The 17,180-nt window shown below is 53.3% G+C and carries 10 protein-coding genes; 2 read left to right on the top strand and 8 right to left on the bottom strand.

Annotated elements, in window-relative coordinates:
• Nucleotides 1–84: 84 nt before the first annotated feature.
• A complete protein-coding gene (locus ACP4CD_RS18060; RefSeq protein ID WP_064023890.1) occupies nucleotides 85–558 on the bottom strand; it encodes a VOC family protein in 474 nt (157 codons plus the stop codon).
• A gap of 7 nt (nucleotides 559–565) precedes the next feature.
• Nucleotides 566–1,048, bottom strand: coding sequence for a VOC family protein (locus ACP4CD_RS18055; RefSeq protein WP_426991943.1), 483 nt, complete (start codon nucleotides 1,046–1,048; stop codon nucleotides 566–568).
• Between the two features lie 226 nt (nucleotides 1,049–1,274).
• On the opposite strand from ACP4CD_RS18055, the gene ACP4CD_RS18050 reads away from it, so the two are divergent.
• Entirely contained in the window at nucleotides 1,275–2,102 is an 828-nt protein-coding gene (locus ACP4CD_RS18050) for a PP2C family protein-serine/threonine phosphatase (protein ID WP_426991941.1), read from the top strand.
• A gap of 7 nt (nucleotides 2,103–2,109) precedes the next feature.
• On the opposite strand, the gene ACP4CD_RS18045 is transcribed toward ACP4CD_RS18050, so the two are convergent.
• Nucleotides 2,110–2,793, bottom strand: a complete 684-nt coding sequence (locus ACP4CD_RS18045) for an FHA domain-containing protein (protein ID WP_426991940.1) — start codon at nucleotides 2,791–2,793, stop codon at nucleotides 2,110–2,112.
• Between the two features lie 129 nt (nucleotides 2,794–2,922).
• Nucleotides 2,923–3,468, bottom strand: coding sequence for a flavodoxin (locus ACP4CD_RS18040; protein WP_064023894.1), 546 nt, complete (start codon nucleotides 3,466–3,468; stop codon nucleotides 2,923–2,925).
• Between the two features lie 394 nt (nucleotides 3,469–3,862).
• Between ACP4CD_RS18040 and ACP4CD_RS18035 the strand changes: the two genes are divergently transcribed.
• Nucleotides 3,863–4,864, top strand: coding sequence for a helix-turn-helix domain-containing protein (locus ACP4CD_RS18035; protein ID WP_426991939.1), 1,002 nt, complete (start codon nucleotides 3,863–3,865; stop codon nucleotides 4,862–4,864).
• A 336-nt stretch (nucleotides 4,865–5,200) separates the two neighbouring features.
• On the opposite strand, the gene ACP4CD_RS18030 is transcribed toward ACP4CD_RS18035, so the two are convergent.
• The 4 genes from ACP4CD_RS18030 to ACP4CD_RS18015 form a co-directional block, all read right to left on the bottom strand.
• The gene (locus ACP4CD_RS18030) at nucleotides 5,201–5,722 is read right to left on the bottom strand and encodes an AAA family ATPase (RefSeq protein ID WP_426991938.1); all 522 of its coding nucleotides are present in this window, start codon (nucleotides 5,720–5,722) and stop codon (nucleotides 5,201–5,203) included.
• Between the two features lie 6 nt (nucleotides 5,723–5,728).
• Nucleotides 5,729–7,204 (bottom strand): hypothetical protein, encoded by a 1,476-nt coding sequence (locus ACP4CD_RS18025; RefSeq protein WP_313730274.1) that lies wholly within the window; start codon nucleotides 7,202–7,204, stop codon nucleotides 5,729–5,731.
• Nucleotides 7,205–7,267: 63 nt separating this feature from the next.
• Nucleotides 7,268–11,647, bottom strand: coding sequence for a neuraminidase-like domain-containing protein (locus ACP4CD_RS18020; protein ID WP_426991937.1), 4,380 nt, complete (start codon nucleotides 11,645–11,647; stop codon nucleotides 7,268–7,270).
• A gap of 1,515 nt (nucleotides 11,648–13,162) precedes the next feature.
• Nucleotides 13,163–17,113: an RHS repeat domain-containing protein gene (locus ACP4CD_RS18015; RefSeq protein ID WP_426991936.1), complete on the bottom strand. Its 3,951-nt coding sequence runs from the start codon at nucleotides 17,111–17,113 to the stop codon at nucleotides 13,163–13,165.
• Nucleotides 17,114–17,180: the final 67 nt, after the last annotated feature.

Here is a 17,180-nt window from a genome sequence, read left to right as displayed (position 1 = left end):
GGTTTCTCCCATTAAAAATATTAAAAAGCGAGGCACGCCGGCCGAACCCGGTTGGCGTACCCTCAGTGACTGGCGGCGAGCGCTTCAAGCATCCGCGGCGGCGCGCTCCAGCGTGGCGATGTCGATTTTGCTCATCCGCAGCATCGCTTGCATGACTCTGGCGGCTTTGCCCGAATCGGGGTCGCTAAGCAAGCGGCCGAGCGCGGTTGGCGCGATTTGCCAAGGTACGCCGAACCGGTCGGTCAACCAACCGCATTGGCCGGGCTGACCTTCCGCCGACAGTTTTTCCCAGTAGTCATCGACTTCCTGTTGGGATTCGCAGTTAATGACGAAGGAGATCGCCTGATTGAACGAGAACATCGGCCCGCCGTTCAACGCGACGAAAGCCAGACCGTTCAGCTCGAAGCTGGCGGTCATCAGCGTACCTTCCGGCAACGGCGCCCCGGCAGGGTAGCGGTTGACATTCAGCACCCTGGCCTCTGCAAACACGGACAAGTAGAAATTCATCGCCTGTTCGGCTTGATCGTCGAACCATAAAAACGGTGTGATCGTAGCCATCGTCGTTTCACTCACAATCGCCGTGGCCGGCGAACATCGCGTCCATGCGCGACTGGAATTCGCTAGCCTCGACGTCTTCGACGTGGGTCGCCAACATCCACTGATGGCCAAACGGATCGATCAGCACGCCCATCCGGTCGCCCCAGAACTGATCGGCCGGCGGCATGGCCGGGACGGCGCCGGCCGCGACGGCCTGGGTGAAGCTGGCATCGACATCGTCAACGTACAAATGCAGTTTGACCGCCGTACCGCCCAATTTCGTTGGAGACGTCGAACCGGCGTTCGGATATTCGTCGGAAATCATGAAATGCGAGACGCCGATCGTAAACTCGGCATGGCCGATTTTGCCGCCCGGCATCGTCAGCCGCATGAATTCCAGCGCGCCGAAGGCTTGTTGGTAAAACGTCAACGCCGCCGCGGCGTCTTCGACGGTCAGATAGGGCGTGACGCTTTGGTAACCGTCGGGAATGGGGTTGACTGGCTTGCTCATCGTATGACTCCTGGTTGGGATAAAAGGGTTAGCATTGACTAGTCGAACCCGCTTGGCGGAAATCGACAACACCCGGAAAAAATTTGCGAACGGCTCGTGTCCGACCTGTAAGCCAAGCTGGCGCTCCAAGGCTTGACAAGTCGGTGGGTTGCGGCCACTTTTCGATATCGAGATGCACTTTACGCCATACTCTAACGCGACCGCTATCTCACCCGGTAATTTAACGATGGAAACCCTAATGACGGTGACGCGCTTGTTGGAAAGTTATTACGCCTACGGACTCAGCGACCCCGGTCTGGCGCGGGCGGCGAACGAGGATGCGATCTCGATAAATGCCGCCGCCGGCTTGTGCTTGCTGGCCGACGGCATGGGCGGGCACGGTCAGGGCGATGTCGCCAGCCGGCAAGTGGTTGCCAGCGTCAACGATTTGATCGGCCGCTATTTGCCGGCCGCCGCCGAGCCATTCGCGCCGAGCTGGTTCGAACGTTGGTTCAAGCGCCGCGACGGAGCGGATCGGGATAGCCTGGAACGGCAACTGGATTTGCTGGCGGACATAATTAGGGAAGCCAATCGGACCTTATATCGCGACAATCAGGCCCGAGGCGCGGCGGAGGGCTGCGGGATAGGCACCACGCTGGTCGGTTGCCGGTTGACGCGCGGGTCGGCGAAAATGCAGGTTTTTCACGTCGGCGATAGCCGCTTGTATCGGCTGCGCGACAACGCGTTGCAAGCATTGACCAAGGACCACTCGCTGTACCGGCAGTGGCAGGACACCGGCCGGACCGGCGAGGCGCCGCCCGCCAACCGACTTTATCAGGCCATCGGCCCCAAGCCGGCGATAGTCCCGGATGTGCAACTGGTGGAGTTTGCCGCCGGCGACAGCTTCCTGCTGTGTTCCGACGGTCTGACCGGCATGCTGGAGGACGGCGAAATCGCGGACCTATTGGGCGGATTAACCCCCGACAATCTGCCGACCAAAGCCGGTGCGTTGATCGATGCCGCCAACGCCAACGGCGGAACCGACAACATCTCGGTGATTTTGCTGTGCCAATGAGTCGGCGTCATTGCTCGACGAACTTCAACAACACCTGTTTGATCGCGATATTGTCGTCGTTGCTCAAGCGGACCTGATGTCCGACTTCCCGACCATTTAAACGGATATGCTTTTTGACGACCGGGGTCAAATAATAATGGTCGCCGAGGCGGATGATTTCGGCGATCAACTTGGGCGTAAACCAGCCGCCCACCCGAACGTTGCACTGCGTCCCCTTGCCGATCGAATAATAATCCCGGTTTAACAGCAGTTTGTTGATGTTGCGGGCCTCGCCGCGCATCAACAGCGCGTAATCGCCGGTTCTTGGCGCATTGCTGGCCGCGCCGGACGCGGGATTCACCAGCAAGGTTCGGTCGAAATCGTCGGCTTGCGTCTGACCAATACCGCTGTTGGCGGCGTTGGGTTGGGCCACGAATTTTAATTCGTGCTTGCCCAAGGTGATGACGTCGCCGAATTGAAGTCGTTGCCGGCCTTCGATCTTTTTTCCGTTCAAATAAGTGCCGTTGGTGCTGTTCATATCCTCCAACCACCAGGCGTCGCCTTGTTTGGAGATCGCGGCATGCACCAGCGAAACGCCCTTATTGCCAATCGAAACGTGGTTATAGCTGGCCCGGCCGATGCTGCAAGCCTGATCGCCGATTTCGACCACGTTTTGTAGCGAGCTGTTAAAGTAAATCTCGACAAAACTCATGCCTTCGACTCCTCGGATTGAATGACGCAAACGTCACAAGTATTGGCCGGAGTCGCGGAAAAGTCAGTTTTTATTTGTATTGCCTAATGCTTTGTTTCTGGCGAGCAGACACTATTGGTGCATGGCCCCCTAATTCAGCTTCTCCAGCAAGGCGGGCTTGATTTGATCCAGCCAATCCAAAATCCGGCTCTTGGTCATTTCCGGCTGGGTATGGTGGTCCAACACCAGCCCGACAAATTTACCGTTGACCACGGAATTGGAATGGGTGAATTGATAACCCTCCGTGCTCCAGGCGCCAACGACTTCGGCGCCGTAGCCCGCGACGTAGTGATACAAATGAATCAGGGAACCGGCAAAGCGGGCGTAGTATTTTTGCTGATTGCCCAGGCCGAATAGTGCGACACGCTTGCCGGACAGATCGACCTCATCCAAACGGTATAAAAACTCTTCCCAGTTGCCTTCCTCGCTGCCGGTGGTCCGGCCGGGGATTTCGCCGACGCCATAACTCGGCATGCCTAAGATCAAGGCCTTATAGCCGAGCAATTGCCCGACCGTTGCCCGATTAACGTTGACCGGCTCGCTGGCAATCTCATCGCCCAGCACACGGTACATCACTTGCGCCATCATCTCCGTCATGCCTTTTTCGGTCCCGTAGAAAATTCCAATCTTGTTCATCTTCAAACCCCAATTAGCTGTCTACGTTCAGCAAAGCAAAATTTAAACCAGCCTCGGTCTTGGAAGGCTAGTCGCGCCCGCCGGAGACGTTTAAGCCCGGAGATCTTTTAGAATCAAGCGATTGGCGGAGCCGGCGGCCGCTATATCTAAAGCGTCGATTTGCGCTAAGCAAGTGCTGCATGAGGCGATTGCTGGTCATTTTGACAACAATCGATCCGACAGCGGGCTCCGTTTGCGACAAACTTTCGAGAAATAACCGCATTCAAAGACTCGGAAGCAGAGGAACCATAGGAAAATCTAGTGTTCATCGTGTTCCGTCCGGCGGTAAACTATCCGCCCCCGACACCGAGCTCCGGCGTTCAGAGTATCCCCGGAGCAAGCCGCGCATGCCGCCATGACCAATAACGCAATCCTGTACTCCAGTGCCGAACTTCCCGAAAACACTCGCTTCGACGTGTGGCGGCAAACCTTTGCCAAGGAAATGGCCGGATTCGACATGCGGCATTGCGACGTCCGTCCGTTCTATACCAAGGCAAGTTTTCGCGCACTGGGCGCGGTGAGCTTGGCTACTAACCTCAGCACCGCGATGCTTTTCGATAGAAACCAACAAAATATCGCGCACGACGGATTGGATGGCTTCGCGTTGCCGCTCTGCGTGAACGGAAAACTGGAAATAAGCCAAGGTAAGACCCGAATGTCGATGCACAAGGACAGGGCTGCTTTAGTGGATTTCGGTCGGGCTTTGAACGGCGGTTTGGCACCCACTGCGCCCGGAGAGCATCAATTCCAAATGAGTTTGTGCCTACCCCGCGGCGAATTTTTGCATCGAGTCCCGAAAGCGGAATGCCTGACCATGCAACCCTTCGAAAACAAGGAAGCGCTATCGTTGTTGATCAATTATCTTCGGATGCTTGACCGACAAGAATTGGAACCGAGCGCCGACCTCGATCGATTGGTCGGCGAACACGTGTTAGACCTAGCGGCCTTTTTATGCGGTAGCTGTAGCAATGATGATGCGGCTTCGGGCGGCGTTCGAGCGGCCCGCAAAGCGGCCTTGACGAACTATATCGAAAAACATTTTCGGCAACCCGGCTTGTCGGTGGCCGATATTGCTACCGCCTTGAAAATATCCAAACGCTATTTATATGCCTTACTCAACGAAAACAATGAAAGCGTCACTCAAATTCTCAATCGTCTCCGATTGGAATGTGCCGCGAGAATGTTAACTTCGCCTATTTATCGCCAGCTGAGTATAACCGATATTGCGCTGCACTCAGGATTTAACGATGTTTCCTATTTTTACCGTCAATTTCGTCGCCGATTCGGCGAGACGCCAAACGATTTTCGATCTCGGACTCAGGCGACGCCAAGCAAATCAATCGATAAACCCCGATAAATTTAATAGGCTTTGCTGATAAAATCTTCATTGAATTGAAATAATGGATCAATATCTACGCGATATTGAACATCCACCATTCAGCTTGACCTGATTCAGAGGAAAGGCTGACAGGATAGTTTAAATCGCATCCAATTTCAATTGAAAAATTGCAATATTATCGAGTTATTTTCCGGCGCCATAACTCTCAAAACGTTCGAACGCCATAGCTACATGAACTTCGATGTAGCGTTGGAAAGCGACATCGATTATTTTGCGTATGTGAATAGTGAAATACTCGCTATCGCCATAACAATAGCACTCGAATTTTAAATTCGCCAAAAGTATTGGTCGCGGTTAAACTTCCGGCACAGCGCTGTGATAGCTTACGAACTCAAGGCAATACTCGCTAGTCTCCCTTTCGTCTGGCGGCTCCCATAATCGGTTGGCCAAATCGAAAACCTCGTCGCTGACGACCATGAAAAAGGTGGCGCCTCTCTCGACATTTCGCTGTTGCACTCGCCGGCGTCGGATGTTTTCCGGCGTACTCAGTACAAACACCCGTAAATCAAAGCCGTTTTCGATAACGCGCCGATAAAACGCCTGCCGGTCGGCGCGCTGAATCAAACCTAACTCCAAAACGACATCGATGCCGGAAGCCAATAAGGCGCCAGCGTGCTTCCAAATCAGATTCAATACTCGGTCTTTCCGTTCGAGATACCAGGTTACAACTTCCGCGTCCGGTCTATCCGGACCGAACAGCAACGTGAACCATTCGTCCAGCGCAATATAAATACCATTCGTTTCGGCGGCCAGCGATTTGGAATATGTCGATTTCCCCGCGCCGACCGGACCCTCGATTAAATATACCTTTGCCATTTTGGCTTAAACGAGTGTTTGAGTCATCGGAATTTTATCGCCTTGGCCCGCCGTTTCACGCAATTGGTAGTTGTCCTCCAGTGTCGGATAACTATCCGACTGCGAAGTCAATTGACTGTGTTCCGATGTAAATTGTCCGGGTAGTAAAGAATTATTTCGATAAATCGGCGTAATATTCGAAAACCCTTGCGAGAAAATGATCGTATTGTCGGCTTGATTGGATTCCTCGAGCAAGCCAATATTGCTATTGGAAAAAATGCCGATTTGCTGATTTTGAAAATGATTATGGTGAATGGAAACGCCTCTAGCCGATTCGACATAAATACATTGATTAATGACATTTCCCGGCGAGCTCGCCGACTCGTCGTTGCTGTTTGCGGTATTTTTATGCAGTTTGGTCAGGAATGCATTATTGGCGATTTCGACCCCGGTCACTTCCGGACTGGCGGCGCTATACCGGGAAACTAAAATTCCGCGCGTGGCGGAGGCCAGCGAATCGCCATTGAGCGTCCCCAAATGGTCGCGGGTATACAAGAAGGTATTGTTCAGGATTTTACTCATGGCGCTGCCGAACACGACCACCGCGGCGTCTTGATGCCAGCCTGCTCGATTGGTGGCGCAATTGTGACAAGCGTTGTTGGTAAATAACAAGCCGTAATGATCGGCGTCGCCCGCCTGATCGCCGCCGTATACCAACGCCGCGCCGCAATCCAAAAAATGATTGGCGTCGATGATCGAATTGAAGACGTTATCGTGGCTGCCGCTGATCTTAATCGCCGCCTGACGAATGTTTTTAAAAGTGCAAGCCTGCCACTTACAATGACTGCGACCGGCCCATGCGTAACAAGCGGCACTGGAACCCAGCGGTCCGATTCGGTCATAGGCGGTATCGGTCGGCAATTCCCACACACAGCCCGAAAATGTGGTGCCAGGCCCCGGAATGGTTGCGTTCCTGGCACCGAACGAATAGCAATTTTCCAAAACCGTGCCGAAATCGCCGGGCGCGGCATCCTGCATAAACAACGCACCGCCGTAAAAATTTTGGCAATGGGAGATTCTCGCATTGCCGCACCCGTGTAAATAAATGCCGGCGCCAATATTTTCCTCGACGACGAAATTCGTCGAATCGCCCGTAGTGCTTAATCCTACGACTTTGAGCCGCGCGCAGTTTTTAAAGTACAACGCACTACGGGCCGCTTGATTGCCGATGACGGTCTCGTTGCCGACCCGGCTAGTGTCGGCGGAATAGGCGGAATAATCCAACAGACTACCGGGCTCGGCGATGACGGTTAAATCGTCTATTCCTTCGATGACCAGCGGTGCGGTCAAGGGGTATCGGCCCGCCGGAATATACACCACCGGTCCGGCCGCTTTACTCGCTTCGGCAAACAAATGCACCAATACCGACGGGCTGGCCTGCTTGTAAATGGTATTGGCCTGGTTAGCGGTTTTAGATAAAGAAAAATAAGGGGTTATTAACATTAGCGGGACCTCGTATAACAGGGTTTCTAGTCGATGGTTCGAATGCTTAGCGCCGGTCTTCAGTTACGCGGGCCATGCGGGGTAACGGGCCGAGTAGCTGACGACAAACAAGATATCGGCGATGGACTCGTCGGCTATCAACTGACTGACTAAACGCCCGTCCGTCAGCCGATCGCTAAGATCCAAATGCCAACGTCCGACCGGCGACTTACCCTGCAACGCCAACCAACTCGCGGCATTGCCGCGCCGGCTGCTGGCGATACCGGCAACCGCCGTCGCCGCGCCGCCGACCGATTCGGCATTGCTGTTATCAAGGCCAAGAAATTTGATCGGCAGTTCCGGCAAGACCAAGCCATCCTTACCCACGAAGTACAGCACCAGCTGCGATATCGACACGTCCAGCGCGTTCGCCGGAAAATCACTTTTTGCGATATCCCACTGCACGATATTGGGTGTCGCTGCCTGATCGGCATGATTCAAGTCGTACCAAAGGTCCGGGAATTGATCGCGCAAGCCGAACGAACGGTCGGCACCGAAATCGGTAGGCAGGCTTTGAATGACCTGCTTGCGGTATTGCCAGCTATCCAACGCGGTGTAATCCAACGTGACCAACACGTCGCCGATGGTGGTGAAATCGAAGGGGTTAGCCGCCTTGGGCATGCGCAGTTCCCAAAAGGTATCGACACCGACCGATTCGAACGGCATCAAAAATTCCGGCTGTTGATTGAGTTCGAATACCCCGGTCGCATTAACCGCGCCGGTCAGAGCTACCGACTGCATGCCATGATGCACTTCTATCGGCCGAAATCCGCCGTCATCGACAACAATGCGGGAAACACCCAGATTGGTTAACGTAGCGTGAATACCCGTCATCGGCGGGATCAGCGCCACCACGCTGGTGCGAACTTGACGGATCAGACGCAAATAGTGGCCGGGGAAATCCCGATCGAACAACGCCATCGCGGTATTGAAGCGCATAACGCCGCTATCCTTGAAACGTTGAAACTCGATCGGGGAAAGGGCAGCCAGCGAAAACGTTTTGCTCATTTGCAATTTACGGCTGTTGCTCAGGAAGGCATATTGGTCGAGTTCGGTAATATCCTGTAACAACCGAACCGAACCGGTCATACCGCGCTGGTCGCCGGACTGACTGTTACCGCCGTCGCCTGACAATTGCCAGTAATCGGTTTGAATAAATACCGGCAACGCTTGCTGCCGCTCGAAGCGCAACTGAGTTTCGGCTAACCGCGCGGTCGCGGTAGCTTGTTGCAGAAAATATGCGTACACCCGTTGTAAAACTTGAGCCATCCACCGGTAGAGTTCTACGCCGGTAAATTTTTGATTAAGGAAATTCACCATCTGACGCGCATGCTCTTGTTGACTTTCGGCAATCTCCTTATTCATTTTCACGATCTCGAATTGATCCTTTGCCAAATTAACCTGGTTCAGGCTAATGGCCTGATCTTGCTGTGCCGTTGCCAGTTGGTGAGCCCATTCCTGAGCTCTACGGTCGTAGCCGGCCCTAATACCTGCCAACTCGGACGATGCCTTGTCGTATGCGGCTGCCGTGGAGAACACACTGTCCAGAATCGAAAAACTATTTACGCTCGGATTCTTTGTGAAGGAAGCGACCTGCGATGCTACATTAAAGATTCCGGCGATCAACCCCTCGTCTGAAGACGCCTCCAAAAAATTCAGTTGTTCCCGTTCGTTACTATTTAAGCCGGCGCCAATTAAGTTACTGTAATATCCGACCTGAAATTGAGAACGGACCAATTGTAAGTTAGCCAATTCGATACTGTCGGTTGCCTCGAGATTGCGCTTACTTTCCAATTCTACTTGTTTATTGGATATTTCCAGTGCCTGATTAGCCTGGCTCTGCGTATAACTTTCCGCAGAGAACTTTTCCAAAGTCGTCAGAAAACTCGCTTCGATTTCTCCCGCCAGCGATGTGAGTTGCTTGGCGCGTTCTATTAGTGTTTGGTAACGGTAAGGCGTCGGACGACGTATCTCGACACTACCGGCCGACGATTGTCCGGCCATTTCCTGACCTGCAATATTTAACCCACTCCTAAGCTTGGACAAATTTGTCTCACCGCGTTTGCGTAACGCTCCGACCAGACTATTTTCCAGAACTTTTCCATCTAATTCGGCGTTGTCGCGCATTACCGGCTGATAAAGCAAATCGAGCGCTTCGCTATAACGAATTCGCGCCAAGGAAAGACTTCTGGACGTTTCTTGGGTATATAGCTCGTCCGCCCATGATATTAAGCATTGGCTAATCGCTGCTACCGTGTGTCGAGTGTAGACATTACCTCGGGTTTGGGCGATTTTATGCGGGTTAAAATCGTTGGTGAGCCAATCATCGGTGAGGGCAAAATCCGAAGGATCGTCCTCCTCCAACTCCAAGCCTTTGTAGATTTTCGGATTGCCGGGCATCGTATGAGCATAAACCGCGCGATACCAGTCCAACGCGGTTGTGTAATCCCCGGATATTGTCAAATATTTGGCCAATAGCATCGGAACGAAATAAAACACTTCCTGTGCCCACTCCCGCACGTCTTGAAACTTAGTCGCGTTTGGTGTTGTTTGTTGAACGATATGGTCACTTTTAACGCGTAAATCCTTAGCCGCCATTAACGACGTAGGCTCCCGCAACACGAACGCTTGTAAAAAAGTTTCGGCTTCAGGAATTTCCGACCGAATAGCGCTCAGATATTTGGCTGCCAATTCTCGGGCGGCGCCGTTTGTGATTCTCGGCATGGAGGTCAGGGGTAACACCAGTTCCCGGTGGAAGGAAACGGACTGCCCTTGAGGTGACGGATTGATAGGCGTTTCCGGCGGCAGTTGGCGATTGTCGGCGTCAAGAAAATTTTCCGGGAATAAGAATATATTCATCGCGGAGCGCCAGGCGGCAAAATCACTCATCCATTGCCATTCTTCGTCGAATTTCTCCGGATCGACATTTAAACGCCATTGACTAGTCAGATTGTTGCCAACGACGGGCTTTCTGGTCGCCAAACGTTCTCGCCGCAACTCCGCCATTAGTGACTGCAAGGTTTCGAGCGCTTGATCGATTCGCGTCAACTGTCTTTGACCGCTGGCTTTGAAATCGAAAAACAACTCACGAGTGAGCTGTTCGGCGATATCGGTATCTTCCGTAGATTGGGCAGCTTGAGCGACGATGTTCAACAACTGCTCGCGCAACAGCGGCAAGGCCGCGGTTTCCGCAGCCGCTACTGCGGCGATTAATTGTTCGCGCGTGACGGCATCCGCGTCGACACGGGCTTTCAGCCGATGCTCCCAGTCCTGGCGTAACGCGCACGACGACCGCCAAGCCGGAAGCGGGTCGGAGTCATTCGATATATACGTGGCAAAGTCGTCCGGGCCGAAAGTCAAGGCTACGTTGACTTCCTCTTGCCGCCAACCGGTATACAAATCGCGCAGCTTTTTAACCTGCACCAGGATCGCAAATATGCTGTCCCATTCTGGCGACAACAACTCTAGGCCCGCGATCAGATTAGAGTACTGATTCTGTAAGAATACGAATGCTGCATTTTCGAGGTAAAGGGCTTTTAACGGTTCATCGATATCACTCCCTTGCCGGTAATCGGCGACCAAGACTTTGAAGTGATCGAACTGCCCGGCTCCCAGGCCCAGTTCCACTGCCGATTCGAATAAGGCCGCGCCGCTTCCCGGCAATTGCCGCAAGGCCGTATCGAACTGATCAAGTTGACTTTTACGCGCGTTGTAGAAATCTTTTACCGATTGCGACAGCAAGTCATCGACATATACCCGATCCGGGTCCAGGATCGGCACCGGAATCTCGGGAAATGCGTCTCCCCGTACAGCGTCGTCTTGCCGCCGCCATTGAGCTCTCAGAAACACTCGCCGCTTGCGCAAATACAGTGGAGGTATCGCATTCGGTGCGAATGGATCGTTCAACGTGGTGGTATCGGCAAAACCGAACAAGTTTTCCAAAACGGTTTCGGTAAATTGATCCCCAGTGACGACCAAACTTTGGAAATTGTCCGCACCGATTCCCAACCGGTCGGCCAGCGCCAGACGACTATCTTCGGAAGCGTAGGCCGCTTGTCGGATTTCGTCGATCGACGTACCCAGTTGATTTAATAATGCCTCGTAAGCACGTCTCAGGTAAGCGGGGGATGCCGTAGTCGCTCCAGCTATTTGCCGCGTGGTAATGTAATCACGCAACACTTCGATCGCAATGCGCGATTGCCGAACGCTGCGCATTGTCATCGCGCGGTTTTCCGGGTTCGCAAGCGAGATGTAACGCTGGCAACAAATTCGGCCGAAATCGTCGGCGTTCGGAAGCTTGTCTTCATCGCCGCTTCCACTACCGCTATCGATGCGCTTGGCGCAAAATTTCAATAGATCGCCCAGATAAGAGATCGCGCCGGTAACGTTTTCCGGATCCGACACGCTATATGGCGGTACTACCTCTATATTTAACGAACTATGAACCGACCGGTTGAAAATATCGGTTACTTCGACATCAATTTTGTAAAGTTGGGGCTCGGTAACAAAAAATTCCGTACGCGCACGATGATCGGAATCTAAGACAAGCTGTTGAAAGTCCGAGCCGTTCAGAGACCACTTTACTTGTTTAATTCCGCTATTGTCGGTAGCCTTCAGTTCCAAAGGGACCTTGACGGAATCGCCGGTCAAAACAAAGGTTTCGTCCGGTTGTGGCGTGACGATAGTCAGGCTGGGATCGGTATTGTCGATTATGACCGAAAGGTTCTGCGTGCCTTCATAATTTAAATAATAACCGTCGTACGGATAGAGATAGATCGCATGGACTGAAAGCGTCAAACGACCGTTTCCGTCGGCATAACCGTATGGCATGGCGATATTGGAGGTCGCCCAAGTACTCCACTTTTTACTATTATTGGTCGATATAGCCTGGTAGTCGGTGAAGTTACTGCCGTTGCCAATTCGGACATATATTTGGGCGATATCGCTGGTTATATCCCGTATTTCGCCAGGAATGGACTGACCTTCCCCGTCAACTGCATCTCGAAATTGGTCTTCTGCATACAACGTACCCTCTATAACGATATTAGGATCGAGGACCATCAAGTCGGGGGAAGCGGTTTGGCCATTGAGTTTCGAAATCGCGACGTCGATTTTTACATATATAGGCTTCACCATCGATGAATTTGCTGCGGTCTTAATTATTTTTGCGGGAAATTCTTGCAAACTATTTTGGTAATTTAGTGTTTTTTTCATGTTTAATCTCAAGTAAATTCAAATAACAGTGATAATGCATAGGTCGACACCCGAAAACCTGCAAGGCCCCATGCTTGGTCTATGGCTGACAATTACCGACCTGCGGCGGGTAGCCATTCAGCGATTGCCGGGTTGATCTGGATGGTAAACTCGGTCTTGCATCAATAAACCCTGCCTGATGCACCGACTTCTTAAATCGTTTTTATCTAAGGAACCTATGATTAATTCAGTTTTTCAAAACATTCGAATACATAAGTCATTGATATAATTAGTTATAGAATTCTAGGTTGCGAATTAATCAGAGGTTCCCTAACGTAGTTTCTATTAACCAAATACCTAAATAGCCTTCCTGCCGTAGCTTCTCCCAGGTTCGTCGAGGTTCGTCGACGCTCGATCAGAGTCATGGGCTAGGCGACAAACAGTGGGAAAGCGCTATTTAAGGCCAGCCCTTCTCGGCAATCGATCGGTCATTTATTTGTACCCCGTTTTATTGGACAAGATATTCAATCCATCCAGATTTACATTTTTCCTGCTCTCACGTTCCACATTAAATGGAACGTAATTCGAATAAGTGAAACGTAATCGGGCGCTGAAAAACGTTCACAGTTTCGATTAACGCGTACGATTATGCTGTCGCTAATCGTACCTACGCGGGCTGGTGTTCGGCAAAACACCAGTCCCTACGAGCCGAGTTATTAATCGAACTTATAATTTCAATTCTAGAAACCAGTCCAGGCTATCATCGGTTCGTTGTTGAAAACCAAACTTACGCAACATGTCTCTTATGCCTGAATTTATCACCGTTCCCGCTTCGAAGCGTATGGTAGAAGCGCCTAAACGCTTGGCGACGTTCACGGTTTGGTTTTTAAAAGACAAGATGGCTTTAGTCAGCGTCCATCCTTCGCCCTGATTGATAACAAGGGGCACTTTTGCCGAAAGTACTTCCCCTGCAAACTTAAATTCCGACGTGAGAAACACCCCTCCCATCTTAGTTTCCATTTGTACGGTTGATCCTTTTGCGAGCTGATGGCTTAATAAAATTTCTAAATCTTCGGTAGGGTTGAAAGGGGGCGCAACCTTTCCTCCCATTGACTCTAAGGTTTTTCCAGCCAGTTTGCTGAATAGTACTTTCGCCAGATCCACTACGGCTTGCTTTGGATCGCCGGTAGCCGAATGATAAATGGACTTCGACAACGCACAATATTCAGCCACTAACAAGCATCCCGTAGTCGCTAGTTTGGTAAGTTGTTTTTTCGGATCCAAACTTTCGGCGTGTTCTCGTTTCGCTGCGGCTCTATCTTCTCGCTTTGTATACGTCCGGCCATCCGCATCCATTCGCAATAGTTTTTCATCGGATTCAGCCGCTTTTTCAGCCGCTTTAATCTGCGAAGAGATTGCTTGGGATACTGTGTCTTTGTGAATATCGTTAATTAACTTCTGGACATTATTATCAACACTGTAACCACTGGTGTTAAACGACATCGTATTGGCCCAGTCCCTGAGGGAAATATTGCTGCAAACCGACCCTGTACTAAACCCTTTACTAAGTTCGTGGAGTGAAATTTGTTTGTCATGATTGGTATCTAAGTTTTTATTTATATCTGAAATATCTGTTCCGCTAAGGTCACAGAAATTAATTGGATTACTTTTGCAGTATTGATACAGGTTGGTTCCGCCGTTGATCCCAATCGGATCAGCACTCACCCACCTCACTACCCACGCCGCGTAATACCTCGCCGCGTGGTAATTCAAGCCGCTTTCCTCATCCCGTTCCTTGCCGGTAAACCGGTAGCGCTTCCTGGCGAAGCTGCCGAAGCTGGTTTCGCCGTAAGGGGTATATTCCTCACGGTTCAGCCAGACTCCGTCGCCGCCGATGACCACATGGCTACTGCCTAGATGGTCACCCAAGTGGTACTTCACCGCAGGGGTGGTGTCGTCTGGGAAAGGCGTGCCGACTCTGACCAGCGCGATTCGCGACTGGTCGTCCATGACGTGCAGGGTGTTGTTTTCCTGGACGGTGGCGCCTTGCACCGCGCGGTGGTATTCGAACAAGCCGCCGATGTAGACGGTAACGGTATACTCGCCGCCTTGCTTGCGGGTGAGTTTTTTCACCCGCATGCCGCCGGCGTCGTACAGATATTGCGCGTGTACCGAAGGCTCGCTACCGGCCACCTGAATTCGGAAGGCTTTTAGACGGTCGCCGTGGTCCCAATCGAACCGGCGGGTTTGATGTTCGGACAGCATGTTGCCGTTGGCATCGTAGGCGTAGCGGTAAACGCCTTGGCCTATCGTCACCGTGTCCAAGCGGTTATTGCCGGCGGCATTGGTAAACACCCGGTTGCGAGCGCCGTCGGCTAATTGGTGCTTCATTTCCAGCATATTGCCCAGCGCGTCGTAGCGGTATTGCTGGCTATAGGCGCGAGTACGGGTCAGGTCGGTGCAACGCGGCTGATCCAGCCAGGGTGGCGTTTCCGGCGCTTGGTCGCATTCGCGGCCGGTGGCGGACAGCAATCGGTAGATCGGATCGTAGGCAAACTGGCGCAGCAGTGCGTCGCCGGATGCGAGTTGTTGCTTGAGGGCATTGTCGGCGACCGAGGCGGCGGCCGGATTATTCAAGATGCCGCTGCCCTGGACGCGGTCTTCGATTTGCAAGATATTGCCGACCAGATCGTAACGGTAGGCAAAATCCTGCAAGGCTTCGCCATTCGGCTGGTAACGATCGGCTTCCGGCTGGCTGTAGCGCTCGGTTCGTAGCCGCGACAAGCGAAAGGTGCGTGGATCGTAAGCATAGCGGCTCATCACGCCGTTGCCGTAGGCCACCAACACCCGTTGGCCCTTGGCGCTATAGGCAATTTGTTGCACGAATAGCTGGCCGTTAAGTTTGACTTGCGCCAAGCCGCCGGCCCGGTTGTAGACCGGCAAAAGCTCATGGCGCTGGCCGGTGACATCCTTGGGGTATTGCAGGCGCTTGATGCGATTCAGCGCGTCGAAGCTTGAGGTCGTTTCGTAGACGCTAGCATCCAGCAGGGTTTGCGCATGCGCGGCCAGCGTGGTGCCGGCCGGCGCCTGCCAATCGATGCGATATGCGTCGACGGCCCAATTGCGCGCGGCGCCGTTTTGGTAAACGCTCAGCAACGTGGCGTCGCTAAGCACCTGCCGGCTTTGGCTGAGCGGATTGCCTTTGAAGTCGTAGCCCGGCACGCTGACTAATCCGGCTTCGTCGTAATGTTGAACCAACTTGCCGAGCAGATTTTGCCGCCGCGCCGCATCCGCGCTCAAACCCGATTCTGGCCGGTCGCCGTAAATCGACACTTCGCGTAGCGTCAACGTTTGGTTGAGGCCGTCCCTGGCCCACAGCCGGTTCGGACGATTCCCTTCGTCGTAACCGTGCAGGGTTAACGCGCCCTTGCCGTCGCGTCGTTCAAGCGGATTGCCGATCGCATCCAGTACCGTGCGCCGCAGGCCGGCATCGATACTCTCCGTGCGCCAAGGCCGATTCAGCAGATCGTAGTCGTAGCGGAAAGCGACTCTGTTCAATGCGTCGGTAACGCTGAGCAAATTCCCGCGAATATCGTAGTCGGAACGGGTCACGTACCCATCGGCCGGACTGGCACCGTTCCGCGCCGTGGCCTGCACGGTGCGTCCCAGTCCGTCGATGACGATACTGGCCGGCGTGTTCCAGTGGCTTTGGAAGGCTTGCGACGTAGCGGCATGGGTGCGGCCGGCGTTGTCGTTGGCGTCGTAGGTATAGGCTTCCCACGGTGTCGGCGCGAATTGCTCGGGCTCGGCCAAGTCGGTAGGCACGCCGTAAATCACCCGTTGCTCGGAGCCGTCCGGGTTCAAGGTGCGAATTACCTGACCGCGCGGATCGTAGCTCATGATCGCCTTTTGGCCGAGCTGCGCTTCGCCGGGTGCGGCGTAAACCCAACCCCGACTATAAAACGGCTCGTATTTTTCGACCACCCGACCTTTGTTGTCGTAAATCTGCCAACCGCTGACCAGCACGTTGGGCTGGGCGGCGTCGCTGTTGCGGACCCCGGCAAACGCCAACTTGGTGCCGACTGCGTCGGCTTGATCGATGGGCAAAATTCCGCCGCCGAACGTGGCGTTGCCGAAGCGAATCTCTTCCGACTGCACCCTGGTTTGCAGCAAGCGACCGAAGCCGTCGGAATATTCGACGCTGTCGATAGTTTCGTCGCATTGCGGCAGCGGTACGTCACTGTCGCTGTCGTGATACTGATAGCGGCGAGTACGCACCGAGACCGGTTGGCCGCGTTCGCCGAACGCGGCCAAGTCGTATTCCATCTCGATACTGGGCCTATCGATGTCGCCCTCGGCGGCATCCGCCTTGCCTTGTATCAGCGTGGCTCGAGGCAGGCCTAGCGGCGTGAAGCGCGCTCGGCTGCGATTGCCGTTAGGGTCGGTGACGCATGCGGCTTGCAGGACGCGGTAATCGTATTCGGCTTCGACCATCAGACCCAACGGGTCTAGGACTCGAACCGGTAACAATTGGTAGACATCGTAGGCAATCGTTGTCGCGCGGCCTAGCGGGTCGCGCTGCTGTAACAACAGCCCGCGAGGTTTGCCCGACGCATTGTCGCTTTGAAAATCGTAAGCATGCGCGGCCGTCACAACGAAATAGCCCGGCGCCGACATCGCGCCGGCGCCGCTTGGATGGTAAATGTAACCGGCCAGGCCCGGTAGGGTACGAAACTCGGCGGGA

The sequence above is a fragment of the Methylomonas stagni genome (genome assembly GCF_050154735.1).
GTDB classification, from domain to species: Bacteria; Pseudomonadota; Gammaproteobacteria; order Methylococcales; family Methylomonadaceae; genus Methylomonas; species Methylomonas koyamae_A.
This window is presented reverse-complemented; position numbering and strand designations above follow the sequence as displayed.

Bases quoted from the DNA above. Each gene is read 5' to 3' on its own strand.
- ACP4CD_RS18060 (WP_064023890.1), bottom strand. From the start codon at position 558: ATGGCTACGATCACACCGTTTTTATGGTTCGACGATCAAGCCGAACAG.
- ACP4CD_RS18015 (WP_426991936.1), bottom strand. From the start codon at position 17,113: ATGTCGGCGCCGGGCTATTTCGTTGTGACGGCCGCGCATGCTTACGAT.
- ACP4CD_RS18035 (WP_426991939.1), top strand. From the start codon at position 3,863: ATGACCAATAACGCAATCCTGTACTCCAGTGCCGAACTTCCCGAAAAC.
- ACP4CD_RS18045 (WP_426991940.1), bottom strand. From the start codon at position 2,793: ATGAGTTTTGTCGAGATTTACTTTAACAGCTCGCTACAAAACGTGGTC.
- ACP4CD_RS18040 (WP_064023894.1), bottom strand. From the start codon at position 3,468: ATGAACAAGATTGGAATTTTCTACGGGACCGAAAAAGGCATGACGGAG.
- ACP4CD_RS18050 (WP_426991941.1), top strand. From the start codon at position 1,275: ATGGAAACCCTAATGACGGTGACGCGCTTGTTGGAAAGTTATTACGCC.
- ACP4CD_RS18055 (WP_426991943.1), bottom strand. From the start codon at position 1,048: ATGAGCAAGCCAGTCAACCCCATTCCCGACGGTTACCAAAGCGTCACG.
- ACP4CD_RS18025 (WP_313730274.1), bottom strand. From the start codon at position 7,204: ATGTTAATAACCCCTTATTTTTCTTTATCTAAAACCGCTAACCAGGCC.
- ACP4CD_RS18030 (WP_426991938.1), bottom strand. From the start codon at position 5,722: ATGGCAAAGGTATATTTAATCGAGGGTCCGGTCGGCGCGGGGAAATCG.